Genomic DNA, 15,674 nt, shown 5'->3' on the forward strand with positions numbered 1-15,674 from the left:
CCTGCCACGGCCCGCCCGGCCGGAGATAAATCGCACTTGTCCCCGGGGATAAGTGCCCCTTCGTCTCGGGGATAAATTCGTTTGTGACAGTTTTATGACAGTTCCGTGACAGAGGGGGTCATAACGGGAAAATAACGCTGTCACAATCGGGTAAAAACCGCCTGATCCTCCGTACCGGGACTATCCTTTTTCGGCCTTCAGATGCCGCCACACGCCCAGCACCGCCAGCCCCAGCATGATATGCACCGCGATCACCGGCGGCCAGCCAAACAGGTAGATCACATCGTTCGCCAGCCCGCCCTTGAAGGGTCCGCCGCCAAACGCAAGTCCGCGCGTGCCGAACAGCGCGTTGAAGATCGGCGGGATCGTGAACAGCCACGCCGTCACCAGCGCCGACCAGAAGAACCAGGTGAACTGTTTCCGCGTCAACCGCATGAACGTTCCGCCGAGACCGAGCGCTATCAGCATCAGCCCTTGCGTGATCCCTTCCATATGCGCCATGCGCCAGGCGCGTCCGTCGTCGGGAATCGAAACCGGAATGTCGATCGGCAGCGGCCACAACACGACGCGGCCGAGCAGTGCGACGAACCAGATCCAGCCGATGACGATCGCCAGCACGAACAAGCCGACGCCGTTGAAGAACAGCAGCGCGCGCATCCGCGCCGCCATGTTGGTCGTGCCGGCGGATGCCGATGGCTCTAGGCTCATTTTGTTTCTCCAGTGGAAAGGGCAACGGGTTCCGGCGCGTCGAGGCGGCGCGTGTCGAGCCGTCCGGCGCCGTCATTATCGGCCTTGAAGAGGCGCGCCCAGGAAAGCGCCCAGGCGGGATCCTTCACCTGGCGCGGATTGTAGAACGGCACCAGGATGCGCAGCATCTTCGGTGTCAGTCGCGCGAAAATCCGTAGAAGGAGCAGTGCCAGCGCGACGCGCGAGCGCCGGTCGTGCCACAGCCCGTCTTCCTTCAGCAGCGCCTGATAGCCGCCGCGCGTGCGCCACATGATGTGTATTGTCGCATAGAGAAGCCCATGGACGCGGCGGAAATAATTGCCGGCCAGATGGTCGAACACATCGTAAGCGACATTCTTGTGCTCGATCTCCTCGACGAAATGCCACAATATCAGCGAAGCGACGCCGCTCTCGCTGCCGCCGAAAAGGAATTTCCGGTCCTCGATCAGCATCCGCCCGAGCGCCAGCGCCATCGATTCGAAGCCCTCCGCATAGGCCAGGTTGAACGCCAGCGAGCGCGTCTCGCCGAGCTTGCGGTAATCGGACGCAAGCGCCGCTTCAATCTTTTCGATCGAGCTGTAGCCGCGTGCCTTCAATTCATTGTTGAATTTGCGATGCTGTTGGAAATGCATCGCCTCCTGCGCCACATAATCGTCGAGCGCGGCAAGCAATGCTTCGTCGCGGATTTGCGGTCGCGCTTCGCGCATCGTCTTGATCAGATAGGGTTCGAGATAGGGCATCGCCAGCGACGCCGCATTGACGATCTGCGAGAATTCGGGCCGGCCTTTGTTCCAGTGGCCGCTCATCGCCGGCGGATAGGCAAAGCCCATGCGCCGCACCGTCATGCGCGCCGCGCCGTCGCTTGCTGTCGTCTCGCTCATCGATGCCTCCCCCCTCGTCAGTGCTTGGCTAATTCGTCTCCGCCTGTCCGGTCAGCGGGCTGCCCGCGCGGCGGAACATGATCCGCCCGTAGGAAACCGGCATCAGCCGTTGCAGCCAATCGACAATTTTAGCATCGAACCCGATCAGGATGCGCGGTTTGTTGCGCGCGATCCCCTTGGCGATCACTTCGCCCGCGCGTTCCGGCGTCGTCCGCGCAAGTCTGTCGAAGCCCGATGCGGCGTCCTCGCGCACCGTTGCCTGCGTGCTCTGCAGAAAACGGGCATTACGGACGATATTCGTTTTGATCCCGCCCGGATGCACGCAGGACACGTTTATCTCTGTGCCTTTCATCTCGTGCCGCAGCGCTTCGGTGAAGCCGCGAATGGCGAACTTCGCCGAGTTGTAGGCGGCTTGCGTCGGCACCGAAATCAATCCGAAAATGCTCGACACATTGACGATGTGGCCGCCGCCCTTCGCCTGCAGTTGCGGCAGGAAGGCTTTCGTTCCGTAGACCATCCCCCAGAAGTCGATATTCATCACCCATTCGAAATCGTCATAGGAGAGTTCGTCGACGCGCGCGATCTGCGCGACGCCGGCATTGTTGACGACGATATCGGCGCCGCCATGCGCCGCCTCGATCTCGTGTGCGAAGGCGTAAACCGCGTCGCGGTCGGCGACGTCGACGAGATAGGTCGTGACCTTCGCCCCCAGCGCCTCGATCCGCGCCGCGGTCTCGGCAAGTCCCGCCCGGTCGAGATCGGTGATCGCCAGCCGCGCGCCGCGTTTCGCCAGCGCCAGCGCCGTCCCCCGTCCAATGCCGCTCGCCGCGCCCGTCACCACCGCCAGTTTGCCGCTGATCTCCGTCATCTGTCTGCCGTCCTTATCGCAATAACTGAAAAGCCGAATTGGCCTTAAACTATGGCAATTCAGAAAAATGTCACGGCTTTCGACGGCCCTTTCCGCATCGCGTTGGACCTCGCCCGCCCGGCCCCCTTATGCTGGCGCAAACGCAATCGAAAAGAGGGAGGGAACTTCAAATGCAGGTACAGCCCATTTCCGGTCTCGACGACGGCATCAACGAGATCAGGCTTCGCACCGCCAAAATCGTCACCGCCGACATCATCCCGGCCGAGCCCGTTCTCTACAAGGGCGGCGAGGAAGCCGAAGCCGTCCGCACGAGGATCAAGACGAAGGTCAAGGAGGAAGGCCTCTGGGCGCCGCACCTGCCGGAAGATTATGGCGGCATGGGCATCGGCTTTCTGAAGCACGCCTATATGAACGAGATCATGGCCTGGTCGCCTTTCTCGGCGCGGCTCTTCGGCGTCGTCGCGCCGAATTCCGGCAACCAGAAAATCCTGCTGAAATACGGCACGCCCGAACAGAAGAAGAAGTGGCTGGAGCCGCTCATTGCCGGCGACATCGAAAGCTGTTTCTCGATGACGGAACCCGATCAGCCGGGCTCCGATCCTTACGCGATCCAGACCCGCGCCGTGAAGGACGGCGATCACTGGGTCATCAACGGCCACAAATGGTTCACCTCCAACGGCCGCCGCGCCGACATCGCCATCGTCATGTGCCGCACCGAAGAGAAGGACGGCAAGGGCGGTGTGAAAGACAAGATGACCCAGATCATCGTGCCGATGAAGACGCCGGGCGTGAACATCATCCGCTCCGTTCCCGTCTGGGGCCACACCGGCGGCGATCATTGCGAAATCAAATACGAGAATGTGCGCGTGCCGGTCGACAACCAGTTGGGCCGCACCGGCACCGGCCATCAGGCGGCGCAGGACCGTCTCGGTGAGGGCCGCGTCTTCCACTGTATGAATTCGATCGGCCAGATGTGGCGCGCCTTCGACCTGATGTGCAAACGCGCCATCAGCCGCAACGTGCATGGCGGCAAGCTCGAAACGAAACAGTTCATCCAGGGCTTCATCGCCGACAGCTACATGGACATTCAGGCCGCCCGCCTGATGACCATTCACTGCGCCCACCGCATGGAGGAAGGCGCGAGCGCCCGCGTCGACATTTCGGCGATCAAGGTTTTCGTGCCCGCCGCCTTCGAGCGCGTCGTCGACCGCGCGATCCAGGTTCACGGCGCGCTCGGCGTTTCCGGCGATACGCCGCTTGCCGGCATGTATCAGGGCGCCCGCACGCTGCGTCTCGCCGACGGGCCGGACGAGGTTCATCGTATTGTCATCGCGAAAAGTGTCCTCAAGTGCTACCACGAAGGCATGAGTTGGGATTTCGGAGCCTGAAGAAAACGAATGGCGGCGGCGGAAGACGGATCGGGATGGCGACGGGGCAGGATGTGGTTGCGTGACTTCTGGGCGCGCTGGACCGGCACACGCACCTTTGTCGTGACGGCTGCCGTCATCTTCCTCACGCTGACGCTGACCGGCGCCCTTCACGTCACGGCCGCTTTCGTTTCCTTTCTGCTGCTCGCGGGCGTCGCGGTCGCCCGCGCCATCGCCATGGGCGAAACGGCACCGATCCGCATCCAGTCGCGCGCGGATGACGGCGCGCCGTCAGCCTTCGAAGCGGGTCCCGCGCTTGCCATTCTGCATCGCCTGCCCGATCCGCTTTTCGTGCTCGACGGCACGGGCCGCGTCACCTTCGGCAACCGCGCGGCCGAGCCGCTCATCGGCGCCGCGGCCGCCGGCAAACATGTGGCGACTGTGTTGCGCGTCGCGCCGCTCATCGCGACGATCGAAAGCGTGATCGCCGACGGCGTTGCGCGCTCGGTCGAATATGCGATGCCGGTTCCCATCGAGCGGCATTTCAGCGCCTTCGTCGTGCCCATCGCAGCCGCCGGCGCCGGCGAGCCGTCGCTCTATCTCGTTCTGCTGCACGATCTGACGGACGCCAAACGGGTCGAGGCGATGCGGGTTGATTTCGTCGCCTTCGCCAGCCATGAGTTGAAAACGCCGCTCGCCTCGCTTTCCGGTTTCATCGATACCCTGCGCGGTCACGCGAAGGACGATCCGGAGGCGCGCGAAAAGTTTCTGGAAATCATGGCCGACCAGGCCGGCCGCATGCGCCGCCTGATCGAGGATTTGCTCTCGCTCTCGCGCATCGAGTTGCGCGAACACATGCGGCCCTCCGACGCGGTCGATCTTCTGGGCGTCGTCAGCGATGTGACCGACGGGCTCACGCCGGCGGCGGAGCAATATGGCGTCGAGCTTGCCGTCACCGCGCCGGCCGGCCTGCCGCGCGTGCGCGGCGATCGCGAGGAGCTCGCCCAGGTCGTCCAGAACCTCGCCGACAACGCCCTGCGCTACGGCCGCGCGGGCAAGCGCGTCGAGATTTCGCTCGCGCCGGACGAGAAGCTCGGCCGCCCCATGGTGCGGCTTTCGGTGCGCGATTTCGGCCCCGGAATCGCAAAGGAACACCTGCCGCGCCTCACCGAACGCTTCTATCGGGTCGACGCCGCCGCCTCGCGCGCGAGGGGTGGAACGGGATTGGGACTGGCGATCGTGAAACACATCGTCAATCGTCATCAGGGGACTCTGCAGGTCGAAAGTGAAATCGGACAAGGTTCTGTTTTTACAGTCCTTTTTCCAGTTGCCGTCTGAAGCGGGCAGGCCGAAAGCGCCCGACTGTCACAAAACTGTCATGTAACTGTCGTAAAGCTTTCGTGACACTCCGCTAGCGTCCGCCGGCCTGAAGGTTAAGCCACTTCAAAAAACCGGAACGGCTTGGGCGCGCCAGGGGGGCTTCAGTGGCTGCTTGGCGCCCGGCATTCACAAGACTGGAGAATTTACCGTGAAACTCATCACCATCAAGAAGGCGGCTGCTGCTACGGTCGCGGCATCGTTGATGCTCGGCACCGCCGCGCACAGCGCAGGCATCGATCCGGCATTGGGTGACTACAAGCCGGTGTCCGGCGTTTCGGGCACCCTGAAATCGATCGGTTCGGACACGCTCAACAACCTGATGACGCTGTGGGCCGAGGGCTACAACGCCATGTACCCGAACGTGAAGATCGAGATCGAAGGCAAGGGTTCGAGCACCGCGCCACCCGCGCTGATCGCCGGCACCTCGCAGTTCGGCCCGATGTCGCGTCCGATGAAGTCGGCCGAGATCGAGGAGTTCGAGAAGAAGTACGGCTACAAGCCGCTCGCCATTCGCGGCGCGCTCGATTCGCTCGCCGTCTACGTCCACAAGGACAACCCGATCGAATGCCTGTCGATGCAGCAGGTCGACGCGATCTTCTCGAAGACGCGCAATGGCGGCCACGACAAGAACATCGTCACCTGGGGCGATGTCGGCATGACCGGCGAATGGGCCTCGCGCCCGATCTCGCTCTACGGCCGCAACTCGGCGTCCGGCACCTATGGCTACTTCAAGGAAGTCGCGCTCTTCAACGGCGACTACAAGGATGAAGTGAAAGAGCAGCCGGGTTCCTCGACGGTCGTTCAGGGCGTGGCCTCCGACCTGCCCGGCATCGGCTATTCGGGCGTCGGCTACAAGACCGCCGACGTGCGCTCGGTGCCGCTGAAGGCGACCGCCGATGGCACCTGCTATGACGCGACCGCCGACAATGCGGCCTCGGGCGACTACCCGATCGCGCGCTTCCTCTACATCTACGTCAACAAGAACCCGAACCAGGCGCTTGAGCCGCTGCGCGGCGAGTTCATCCGCTTCGTATACTCCAAGCAGGGCCAGGAAGCGGTCGTGAAGGACGGCTACTTCCCGCTGACCAAGTTCGTGGCCGACGAAGACCTCAAGGCTTTCGGCCTCTGAGCGACAATACCGGCACCGGGGACAAGGCAACTTATCCCCGGTGCTCCCGTCCCATGCGATACTTGCGGGTGTCTCGGCGTCGCTTGAAATGACGGACAGCGGGCACACAACTTCCAGTTCAGGGGCTGAGCGACAATGAGCGATCCGGCGGCAACCCAAAGCGATGCCAAATCCTTTCTTGCGCACCGCCGCAAAAAGGAAACCAGTGCCGCCGTCCTGATCGGCGACAAGGTCGCCAACTGGGTGATCACGGTGGGCGGTTTGCTCGTCATCTTCGCGGTCATCGGCATTCTGGTCTTTCTGGTCCGCGTCGTCATGCCGCTCGCCGGCTCGGGCGAGATTGCACCGCCTATTGGCTACAAGCTCGATAGCAAGAAGGCTGTCTGGCTCAACGCCGACGAATACAGCACGATCGGCGCGCGTGTTGCGTCCGACGGTCAGGTCAGCGCCTTCCACATTCCCACCGGCCGCCCGATCTCGGCAGCGCCCTTCGACTTCGAAGGCGCTGTCGCGACCGCTGTCGGCGGCGTTATCCGGCGCGACCAGGTTGCTTTTGGCTTTGCCGACGGCACGGTCCGCTTCGCCGATTTCGGCTTCGACATTTCGGTTGTCGTGCCGCGCAACATGCCGCGCGGGCTACAGCGCCTTGACGAAACCGCGCAGCTCGCCGCGGACGGCGCCGTTTTCACCGACTTGCCGCGCGACCAGTTCCGGCGCGTCGCGCTCAGCACCAGCCTGGCCGATCCGCAGCAGATTTCCGAACATGCCATCATTGCGATCGACTATCGCGTCGGTGGCACGGTCGAACGCCCGACGCGCTCCTTTGTCACCTTCGACGCGGAAGGCGTTGGCCGCCTCAGCCGCGCCGAGACGCAAAGGAACCTTCTGACCGGCACCGAACAGGTGCGCGTCCTGACGTCGACACTGCCGCCGCTGCCGGCCGGGGTCGAGGTCAATTCGGTGGTGATGACCAGTACCGCCGACGCGGTCTATGTCGCCGGTAGCGACGGCAACATGTACCGCTTCGACACGCGCGATTTCAGTGCGCCGGTGCTCGCCGAGACGCGCCGCATCTTCGACAGCGGCGTTGAGGTGACGCGCATGGCGTTCCTGACCGGCGAACAGGCACTGGTTGTCGGCGGCTCGAACGGCGCCGTGGACGTGTTCTTCCGGCTACAACAGGAGGGCGCCCGCACCGCCGACGGCTATGCGATGGAACGGGCTCGCATTCACGAGCCCAATCCTGCCGCGATTGTCGACATCGCCGTCAGCCCGCGTTCCAAGGCGCTGGTGACGCAGGATGAGGCCGGCAACATCTGGGTCCGTCATTCGACAAGCGACCAGGTTCTTGCGCGCTTCGAAAGGACCGGCAATCCGGCGACGGCGTCGATCGCCATGATGATGGCGCGCGTCGATGGCGCGCTGGTGCTGTCCGACGAAGGCACGGTTGACTATTTCCGCTTCAAGTTTCCGCACTACGAGACGACGCTGCAGACGATTTTCGGCAAGGTCTGGTACGAGGGCTATTCGGAGCCGAGCTATACTTGGCAGTCGTCGTCCGGCACCGACGTTTTCGAGCCGAAATTCTCGCTGATACCGCTGATCTTCGGCACCCTGAAGGCGACCGTTTATGCGCTGCTCTTCGCCTTGCCGATTGCCTTGATGGGTGCCATCTATACATCGGAATTCGTTCACCGGCGTGTGCGCGCCACCGTCAAGCCGGTGATGGAAATGATGGAGTCGCTGCCGACGGTGGTGCTCGGCTTCGTCGCGGCTCTTATTCTCGCGCCCATCGTCGAAACCTGGATCGGTGCGGTTCTTCTGGCTTTCATCGCCTTGCCGCTCGGTTTGATGCTCGGCGCCTTCACCTGGCAATCGTTGCCGGTCAATGTCGCGCTTCGTCTCGACGGCATTCCGAAATTCGTCCTGATGTTCGCGGTCGTCATACTGACAGGATACTTCGCCTACAAAGCTGGCCCTGTCTTCGAGGCGGTCTTGTTCTCCGGCGACTTCAAGGCCTGGGTCAACGGCGATGTCGGCACCGGCTTTCCGATGATCTTCATCGTCCTGCTGCCGCTCTCCTTCATGTTCGTGACCTGGGCGTTCAATCGCGCCGTCGGCCACAAATATCGCGAGCGCGAGCGCGAACTCGACCGCGCCGCCGCCGGACGTCTCGACTTCATGCGTTGGGGCCTGCTGATCGCGGCGGCGACGGTGACGAGCCTGATCGTCGCGTCTCTGCTTTCCGCAACGGGGTTCGACCTGCGGGGCGGCGTGTTCGACACCTATGTGCAACGAAATGCACTGGTCGTCGGCTTTGTGATGGGCTTCGCGGTGATTCCCAACATCTACACGCTCGCCGAGGACGCGATGAACTCGGTACCTTCGCATCTGAGAGCCGCAAGCCTGGCCACCGGCGCCACGCCCTGGCAGACAGCCATGTGGGTGGTCATCCCGACGGCGATGTCCGGCATCTTCGCCGCCGTGATGATCGGCATGGGCCGCGCCGTCGGCGAAACCATGATCGTCGTGATGGCGGCGGGCAACACGCCGGTTCTCGACTGGAACATCTTCAACGGGCTGCGTACGCTCTCGGCCAACATCGCGGTCGAATTGCCCGAGGCCGTCGTCAACGGCTCGCTCTACCGCATGCTGTTCCTCGCCGCTCTGACACTGTTCGTGATGACCTTCGTCATCAACACGGTCGCCGAGATTATCCGCCAGCGCTTCCGCAAGCGCGCCTTCCAGCTCTGACAGCTATAGCCTCGGGACCGAACAAATGAGTATTGCGATCATGGGAAAAGACAAGGCGGGCGCACAGGTGGTGGCGAAAGGCCGGGTGGTGCGGAAATACACCGCCGACATTTCCGCCATCGGCGAGCCCTGGCTCTGGGCGCTGGGCGGCGCGCTGGCCATCGGCATCATCCTGATTGCCGGCTTCCTGTTCATGATTTTCTGGAATGGGGTCGCGACCTTCTGGCCGCAGCCGATCCATGTCGTGACGCTCGTGGATGGACAGATGGTTGCCGGTGAGCCGACCCGCGAAAGCACCTATCGTGTCGGACCTGAATTGCTGGCAACCTTGTCGCCGGAAGCACGTGCTGAGGTCGAGGACAGCGGCGGCTACGCCGATCGCATCCTCTACCGGACCGGCAATTACGATCTTTACAACGAGGATTTCCGCTGGGTCAGCCAGTTCGAGGTTGCATCGGTCGAAGCGCCGTCGGGCTTCTATCTGTTCGAGCGGCAGGAATGGGGCCGCTTCGTCGGCAAGATCGCGGGGCTGACGCTCGATGAGGACCGGAAGGACATTTCGTCGCTTTCCTACGGCGAAATCCGGCGCCATCAGGCCGAGGCCCGCAAGCGCTGGGATGCGATCCGATACATCGAAAAATCCGAAATCGGCCGGGTCAACCACTATATCGAGCAGGAGCGATTGAAACTGCGCAAGGCGGAATTGCGCTACGGCGTCGATGCGCCTCTCTATGCCAGTGCCGCCGCCGAAGCCGAGCCGCATATCGCCGAGCTGCAGCGTGAATTCGCGGCGCTGGCCGAACGCGCCGCGACGCTGAAGGCCGAAGATGCGCGCTATCGCATCGTGCTTGAGGAAATAGGCGGCCGTACCAAGGAAACGAACCTGTCGCAGATCGTCCGGCTCTATCCGGCCAACGATGTATCGAGCCCGCAGAAAGTCGGCATATATCTCTCACGCTGGGGCGAGTTCCTGGGCAGCGAGCCGCGCGAGGCCAACACCGAGGGCGGCGTGCTGCCGGCGATTTTCGGCACGGTGGTGATGACGCTGATCATGGTCGTGATCGTCGCGCCTTTCGGCGTCGTCACGGCGCTCTATCTGCGCGAATATGCGACACAAGGAAAACTGGTCGCGGCCGTGCGTATCGCCGTCAACAATCTCGCCGGCGTGCCGTCGATCGTTTACGGCGTTTTCGGCGTCGGCTTTTTCGCCTACACGATGGGCGCCTCGATCGACCAGCTCTTCTATCCCGAACGGCTCCCCAGTCCGACCTTCGGCACGGGCGGCATTTTGTGGGCGGCGCTGACGCTGGCGCTGTTGACCGTGCCGGTCGTGATCGTCGCCTCCGAGGAAGCACTGGCTGCCGTGCCGCGCTCGATGCGCGAGGGTTCGCTCGCCTGTGGCGCCTCGAAATGGCAGACCATCCGCTATGTCGTGCTGCCGCGGGCCTTGCCCGGCGTGATGACCGGCCTGATCCTCGCCATGGCGCGCGGTGCCGGCGAGGTGGCGCCGCTGATGCTGATCGGCGTCGTAAAGCTTGCGCCCGAACTGCCGATCGACGGGTTCGCGCCGTTCATTCATCTCGAACGCAGCTTCATGCATCTCGGTTTCCACATCTTCGATGTGGGCTTCCAGTCGCGCAATTCCGAAGCCGGAAAGCCGATGGTCTTCGTGACCACGTTGCTGCTGCTCTTCCTGATTGTCGCCATGAACTCCTCGGCCATTTACATCCGCAACCGGCTGAAGCGGAAGTTCGCCGTCGGTCAGTTCTGATCCTGAAATCGGAGTACGTTCCATGAATGCCGTTCTTGCCCGGAAAAAAGACCAGGCGCCGCAATTCGAACCGACCGCCTATCACATCGTCGAAACGCCCGAAGGCGCCGCACTCGACATCCAGAAGTTCAATCTCTGGTATGGCGAGGCGCAGGCCCTGTTCGACATCGACATGAAAATCCAGAAGGGTGCGGTGACGGCGCTGATTGGTCCGTCCGGTTGCGGCAAGTCGACCCTGTTGCGTTGTCTGAACCGGATGAACGACCTGGTCGACGACCTGACGATCACCGGCAAGGTCATGGTCGGCGGCGAGGACATCTATCGCACCGGCATCGACGTGATTGCGCTTCGCAAGCGCATGGGCATGGTGTTTCAGAAGCCCAACCCCTTCGCCATGTCGATCTACGACAATGTCGTGTATCCCCTGCGTGTCGACGGCGTGACCAACCGCAAGGTGCTGGACGAGACTTGCGAGCGCGCGCTGAAGGGCGCGGCGCTGTGGGACGAGGCCAAGGACCGGTTGAAGGAAAGCGCGCTTGGACTTTCGGGCGGTCAGCAGCAGCGTCTTTGCATTGCCCGCGCCATCGCCTCGGATCCGGAAGTTCTGCTGATGGACGAGCCCTGTTCGGCGCTCGATCCGATCGCGACCGCCAAGATCGAGGAACTGATCGACGAGCTGAAAGGGCACTACACGATTGTGATCGTGACCCACAACATGCAGCAAGCGGCGCGCGTGTCGCAGAACACCGCCTTCATGTATCTGGGCCGCCTGATCGAATATGGAAACACCGAAACGATCTTCCAGAACCCGAAGCAGAAGCGGACCAGCGACTATGTGACCGGCCGCTTCGGCTGATCTGCGACACGGAACGACGGAAAAATTTTCGGGCGCATCCGGACGGAAGCGGCCCGAGGCACAAGGAGAGCGGCACGTGACCGAACATACGCTGAAAGCATTCGAAGATGAGCTGCATGCGCTTTCCGTCAGCATCGCCCAGATGGGTGGATTGACGGAGGCCCAGCTCGGCACGGCGCTTGACGCCATCGTCCGGCGCGACACGCAGCTCGCCGAACGGGCCATCGCCAGCGACGCGGCCATCGACGATCTCGAACACAAGATCGAGGCGGCGACCGTGCGCCTGATTGCGCTGCACCAGCCGATGGCCGTCGATCTGCGCGAGGCGATTGCCGCCATCAAGATTTCGATCGATCTCGAACGCATCGGCGACCTGGCCAAGAACATCGCCAAGCGCGCGCTGGTGCTGCAGAACGATTTCGAGGGCGCCAACAGACTGATCCAGGGCATCGCGCGGATGGGGCGTCTCGCCCAGCGGCAATTGAAGCAGGTGCTCGATGCCTATGCCAATCGCGATGCGGCTGCGGCCATGGAAGTCTGGCGCGAGGACGAGGAAATCGACGCCATGTACAACTCGGTCTTCCGCGAGCTTCTGACCTACATGATGGAAGATCCGCGCACCATCGGCGTCTCGACCCACCTGCTGTTTGTCGCCAAGAACATCGAACGCATCGGCGACCACGCGACCAACATCGCCGAAACGGTCGGCTATCTGGTCACCGGCGAGTGGGTGCATGACGAAAGACCCAAGGGCGACACGACGAGCACGACCGCCGTCGGCGCCGGGAACTGAGCAAAAAGGAGGAATCATGTCCATGATGCTTGCCCATAACGGCGAAGAGGATCAGGATTCCGTCGGAAACGACCGGAACCAGTTCGAGAGGCGCATGAAACCGACCGTGATGATCGTCGAGGACGAGGAGGCGCTGCTGACGCTCCTCCAGTACAATCTCGACAAGGAAGGCTACAAGGTCGTGACCGCCTCCGACGGCGAGGAAGCGGTTTTGATGATCAAGGAGACGGCGCCCGATCTCGTGCTGCTGGACTGGATGCTGCCGAGCCTGTCGGGCATCGAGGTCTGCCGGCAGCTGCGGGCCCGAAACGAGACGCGCAACCTGCCGATCATCATGATCACGGCGCGCGGCGAGGAGGGCGACCGCATTCGCGGCCTCGACACCGGCGCCGACGACTATCTGACCAAGCCCTTCTCGATGACCGAACTGCTGGCCCGCGTCCGCGCCGTGATGCGCCGCATCCGGCCGGCGCTGACGGAAGACCTGGTGACATTCGGCGACATCGTCGTCGACCGGGCCGCCCACCGGGTACGCCGCGGCGAACGCGAGGTGCATCTCGGGCCGACCGAATACCGCCTGCTCGATCACCTGATCCAGCATCCGGGCCGCGTCTTCAGCCGCGAGCAGTTGCTCGATGCGGTCTGGGGCTCGGACGTCTATGTCGAGGCGCGCACCGTCGACGTTCATGTCGGCCGCCTGCGCCGGGCGCTGAACGACCGGGGCGAGAAGGACCCGATCCGCACCGTCCGCTCGGCCGGTTATTCGCTCGACGAACAGTTCGACGCTTGACGGCTTGCGCTTCGCGGCAACGAAAAACCGGCACACGCGATAATCGCGGTGCCGGTTTCCCTTTCCCCTCGACGCCCCGAAAGGCGCTGGCCTAGCTGACCAGCCGGTGGTCCTTGCTGCGCTGCCGCTCGCGGTTGCGCCGCGCCTGCGCCGGCTGATAGGCCATCCGCGCATGGTCGGTGCAATAGGGCGAACCGTTGTCGGCGCCGCGGCCGCAGAAATGGAAGCCCGGCCGTCCCGGATCGCCGATCGGCCATTTGCAGGTGTGCTCGGTCAACGTCAGCACGGTGGCGCGCTCGCTCGGATCGAGCAGACGTTCTTCCTCCACCGCCTCGCTGCGCGCCTCCGTTTCGCGGGCCGTGCGCTCCTCGGCGGCGCGCGCCTCGCCGGTCAGCGGGTCCGGCCGGCCGCGCAGCAGCGCCCGCGGGCCCGGGGCGCGGGTCCGCGCCGGCCGGCTCGGCGTTGCCCGGCCCGACAGGCCGAGACGATGTACCTTGCCGATCACGGCATTACGGGTGACGCCGCCAAGCTGCTTGGCGACCTGGCTGGCGCTCAGACCGTCGGCCCAGAGCTTCTTCAGCAGTTCCACGCGTTCGTCGGTCCACATGATGCTTTTCCCCTTGGGGCCCCCTCATGGCCCGGTTGGACGCCTGTCGCTGAAACCCGACCCCACTAGATTTCGTAGGCGTTAAGCAAAAATATACAATATAAAGCGCAATTGCCGCAACCGGTCGCGGCGTGACGCAGTGCCTTAACCACACAAAACAACCGCCCGGGCCGCTTGTTTGCGGCCCTCCACTCCCTTAAGTCTCCGATATCTTTCCGCGACAGGAGCGCTCCATGACCCTCACCCCCCGGCCCGCCCCGTGGCCCGCGGAAGGCGCCCGCCGCTTCGGTGCTGTCAACTGGCTCGGCATGTGGACGCTCTATCTGAAGGAAGTCCGCCGCTTCTGGAAGGTGATGACGCAAACCATCGCCGCGCCGGTCATCACGACATTGCTCTATCTGGCGATTTTCGCGCTCGCCATCGGCAAGTTCCGCCCCGACGTCCACGGCGTTCCCTTTGTCGAATTCCTGGCGCCCGGCCTCATCATGATGACGATGATCCAGAACGCCTTCGCCAACACCTCCTCCTCGCTGCTGATCTCGAAGATTCAGGGCAACATCGTCGATCTGCTGATGCCACCCCTGTCGCCGATGGAACAGACGATCGGGATCGCGCTTGCGGGTGTCACGCGCGGCCTTGTCTGCGGCGGCGCGACCGCGCTCGCCATGCTGCCTTTTGTCGAGTTGGGGCTCGCGCATCTCTGGGCGCTGCTTTTCTTCGCCACAGGCGCTTCGCTGATGCTGTCGCTGTTCGGCATTCTGGGCGGCATCTGGTCGGAGAAATTCGACCACTTGCAGGCGGTGACCAATTTCGTGCTGCTGCCGCTGACTTTCCTGTCGGGCACATTCTATTCCGTGACCCAGCTGCCTGACTTCGCCCACAGCATCACGCTCTGGAATCCGGTCTTCTACCTGATCGACGGCTTCCGCTATGGCATCACCGGCCATGCCGACGGTGCGCTCGAAACGGGCGTGGCGCTGGTCATCGGCATCAACCTCGCGCTCTGGATTATCTGTCATATGCTCTTCCGCACAGGCTTCCGTCTCAAGGCCTGAGGAGAACCGACATGCCCGCTCGCCTGCTCGCTCCGCTGCTCGCCCTTGCGCTGCTGGTGCCGCCTGGGGCCGCCTGCGCCGAAGAGGCCGGACAGCCCGGCGAAACGATGCCCGGCGAAACGATGCCCGGCGAAACGATGGATGTCAGCGGCCCGCTCCTCTCCTTTCACTGCGAAAGCGGCGCCGAGGTGCAACTGGCCGAACTGACGCTCGAAACGGGCGAGGTCCTGATCTTGCTGTTCCTTGACGGCGAGGAAATCCAGATGCGGGCCGAAGCCGTCGCCTCCGGCGCGAAATACCGTTCCCTCGACCCCGAACTGGCCCTCGTCTGGCACGGCGAGGGGGCAGGGGGCCTCCTCTATCGCGAAGAAGCGGATGGCGAGATCGAAACGCTCGAGAGGGGCTGCCGGCAGCTTTAGGGGCCGAAATCCGGCCCCAAAACCCCGATTGACAGCCCCCGGCCCCTCCGCAATACTCCGCTGCTTCCCGGACTGCCGCCCTTTTCAGGCGGCTTTTTCTATTGGGCGCGAGCCCGGCCGGAGGGGCCACAAGGTGATCGAGATGATCTTGAACGGGAAACGACGACGCTGACAGCGAGGATGCCGTGGCCATTGAGGGTTGCGGCCGCAGGAAACTGCCGTCTCGCATGGAAGGTCCGGAGCCCGTTCGTCGCGCATTGACCGCGATGTCCGCTCCT

14 protein-coding genes are annotated in these 15,674 nt (G+C 63.3%); 10 read left to right on the forward strand and 4 right to left on the reverse strand.

The features are described 5' to 3' along the window. Window positions 1-180: 180 nt before the first annotated feature. Genes WEB61_RS15280 through WEB61_RS15290 form a run of 3 tightly spaced genes read right to left on the reverse strand, consistent with a single transcriptional unit; the run spans window position 181 to window position 2,475 of the window. Entirely contained in the window at window positions 181-708 is a 528-nt protein-coding gene (locus WEB61_RS15280; protein WP_368065201.1) for a hypothetical protein, read from the reverse strand. After that, window positions 705-1,607 carry a metal-dependent hydrolase gene (locus WEB61_RS15285; protein ID WP_368065202.1) on the reverse strand — a complete coding sequence of 301 codons (903 nt, stop codon included), beginning with the start codon at window positions 1,605-1,607 and terminating at the stop codon, window positions 705-707. The genes WEB61_RS15280 and WEB61_RS15285 overlap by 4 nt, the downstream gene beginning before the upstream one ends. Window positions 1,608-1,635: 28 nt before the next feature. Beyond that, entirely contained in the window at window positions 1,636-2,475 is an 840-nt protein-coding gene (locus WEB61_RS15290) for an SDR family NAD(P)-dependent oxidoreductase (protein ID WP_368065203.1), read from the reverse strand. A gap of 170 nt (window positions 2,476-2,645) precedes the next feature. On the opposite strand from WEB61_RS15290, the gene WEB61_RS15295 reads away from it, so the two are divergent. The 8 genes from WEB61_RS15295 to phoB all read left to right on the forward strand — a co-directional run bounded on the left by WEB61_RS15295 (window position 2,646) and on the right by phoB (window position 13,315). Next, on the forward strand, window positions 2,646-3,863 hold the full coding sequence (locus WEB61_RS15295) for an acyl-CoA dehydrogenase family protein (protein ID WP_368065204.1): 1,218 nt from the start codon (window positions 2,646-2,648) through the stop codon (window positions 3,861-3,863). A gap of 57 nt (window positions 3,864-3,920) precedes the next feature. After that, entirely contained in the window at window positions 3,921-5,180 is a 1,260-nt protein-coding gene (locus tag WEB61_RS15300) for an ATP-binding protein (protein WP_368065205.1), read from the forward strand. 190 nt (window positions 5,181-5,370) lie between these two features. Next, window positions 5,371-6,351 carry a PstS family phosphate ABC transporter substrate-binding protein gene (locus WEB61_RS15305; protein WP_368065206.1) on the forward strand — a complete coding sequence of 327 codons (981 nt, stop codon included), beginning with the start codon at window positions 5,371-5,373 and terminating at the stop codon, window positions 6,349-6,351. Window positions 6,352-6,486: 135 nt separating this feature from the next. Further along, entirely contained in the window at window positions 6,487-9,105 is a 2,619-nt protein-coding gene (locus tag WEB61_RS15310) for an ABC transporter permease subunit (RefSeq protein ID WP_368065207.1), read from the forward strand. Window positions 9,106-9,130: 25 nt separating this feature from the next. Further along, window positions 9,131-10,876 carry a phosphate ABC transporter permease PstA gene (gene pstA, locus WEB61_RS15315; RefSeq protein WP_368065208.1) on the forward strand — a complete coding sequence of 582 codons (1,746 nt, stop codon included), beginning with the start codon at window positions 9,131-9,133 and terminating at the stop codon, window positions 10,874-10,876. A gap of 22 nt (window positions 10,877-10,898) precedes the next feature. Continuing rightward, complete coding sequence (gene pstB, locus WEB61_RS15320; protein ID WP_368065209.1) at window positions 10,899-11,732, forward strand: phosphate ABC transporter ATP-binding protein PstB; 834 nt, start codon at window positions 10,899-10,901, stop codon at window positions 11,730-11,732. Between the two features lie 76 nt (window positions 11,733-11,808). Then, on the forward strand, window positions 11,809-12,525 hold the full coding sequence (gene phoU / locus WEB61_RS15325; protein ID WP_368065210.1) for a phosphate signaling complex protein PhoU: 717 nt from the start codon (window positions 11,809-11,811) through the stop codon (window positions 12,523-12,525). 94 nt (window positions 12,526-12,619) lie between these two features. After that, the gene (phoB, locus tag WEB61_RS15330) at window positions 12,620-13,315 is read left to right on the forward strand and encodes a phosphate regulon transcriptional regulator PhoB (protein ID WP_368065250.1); all 696 of its coding nucleotides are present in this window, start codon (window positions 12,620-12,622) and stop codon (window positions 13,313-13,315) included. 91 nt (window positions 13,316-13,406) lie between these two features. Here phoB and WEB61_RS15335 read toward each other — a convergent pair whose 3' ends face one another. Beyond that, window positions 13,407-13,925 (reverse strand): GcrA family cell cycle regulator, encoded by a 519-nt coding sequence (locus tag WEB61_RS15335; RefSeq protein ID WP_368065251.1) that lies wholly within the window; start codon window positions 13,923-13,925, stop codon window positions 13,407-13,409. A 230-nt stretch (window positions 13,926-14,155) separates the two neighbouring features. Here WEB61_RS15335 and WEB61_RS15340 point away from each other — a divergent pair, with 230 nt between their 5' ends. After that, entirely contained in the window at window positions 14,156-14,977 is an 822-nt protein-coding gene (locus WEB61_RS15340; RefSeq protein WP_368065211.1) for an ABC transporter permease, read from the forward strand. 11 nt (window positions 14,978-14,988) lie between these two features. Next, window positions 14,989-15,396: an MliC family protein gene (locus tag WEB61_RS15345; RefSeq protein ID WP_368065212.1), complete on the forward strand. Its 408-nt coding sequence runs from the start codon at window positions 14,989-14,991 to the stop codon at window positions 15,394-15,396. Window positions 15,397-15,674: the final 278 nt, after the last annotated feature.

Source organism: Parvibaculum sp. (genome assembly GCF_040882025.1).
GTDB lineage: Bacteria > Pseudomonadota > Alphaproteobacteria > Parvibaculales > Parvibaculaceae > Parvibaculum.

Excerpts from the sequence above, each read along its gene's own strand:
- WEB61_RS15280 (WP_368065201.1), bottom strand. The coding sequence starts at position 708 with ATGAGCCTAGAGCCATCGGCATCCGCCGGCACGACCAACATGGCGGCG.
- WEB61_RS15285 (WP_368065202.1), bottom strand. The coding sequence starts at position 1,607 with ATGAGCGAGACGACAGCAAGCGACGGCGCGGCGCGCATGACGGTGCGG.
- WEB61_RS15290 (WP_368065203.1), bottom strand. The coding sequence starts at position 2,475 with ATGACGGAGATCAGCGGCAAACTGGCGGTGGTGACGGGCGCGGCGAGC.
- WEB61_RS15295 (WP_368065204.1), top strand. The coding sequence starts at position 2,646 with ATGCAGGTACAGCCCATTTCCGGTCTCGACGACGGCATCAACGAGATC.
- WEB61_RS15310 (WP_368065207.1), top strand. The coding sequence starts at position 6,487 with ATGAGCGATCCGGCGGCAACCCAAAGCGATGCCAAATCCTTTCTTGCG.
- pstA (WP_368065208.1), top strand. The coding sequence starts at position 9,131 with ATGAGTATTGCGATCATGGGAAAAGACAAGGCGGGCGCACAGGTGGTG.
- pstB (WP_368065209.1), top strand. The coding sequence starts at position 10,899 with ATGAATGCCGTTCTTGCCCGGAAAAAAGACCAGGCGCCGCAATTCGAA.
- phoB (WP_368065250.1), top strand. The coding sequence starts at position 12,620 with ATGAAACCGACCGTGATGATCGTCGAGGACGAGGAGGCGCTGCTGACG.
- WEB61_RS15340 (WP_368065211.1), top strand. The coding sequence starts at position 14,156 with ATGACCCTCACCCCCCGGCCCGCCCCGTGGCCCGCGGAAGGCGCCCGC.
- WEB61_RS15345 (WP_368065212.1), top strand. The coding sequence starts at position 14,989 with ATGCCCGCTCGCCTGCTCGCTCCGCTGCTCGCCCTTGCGCTGCTGGTG.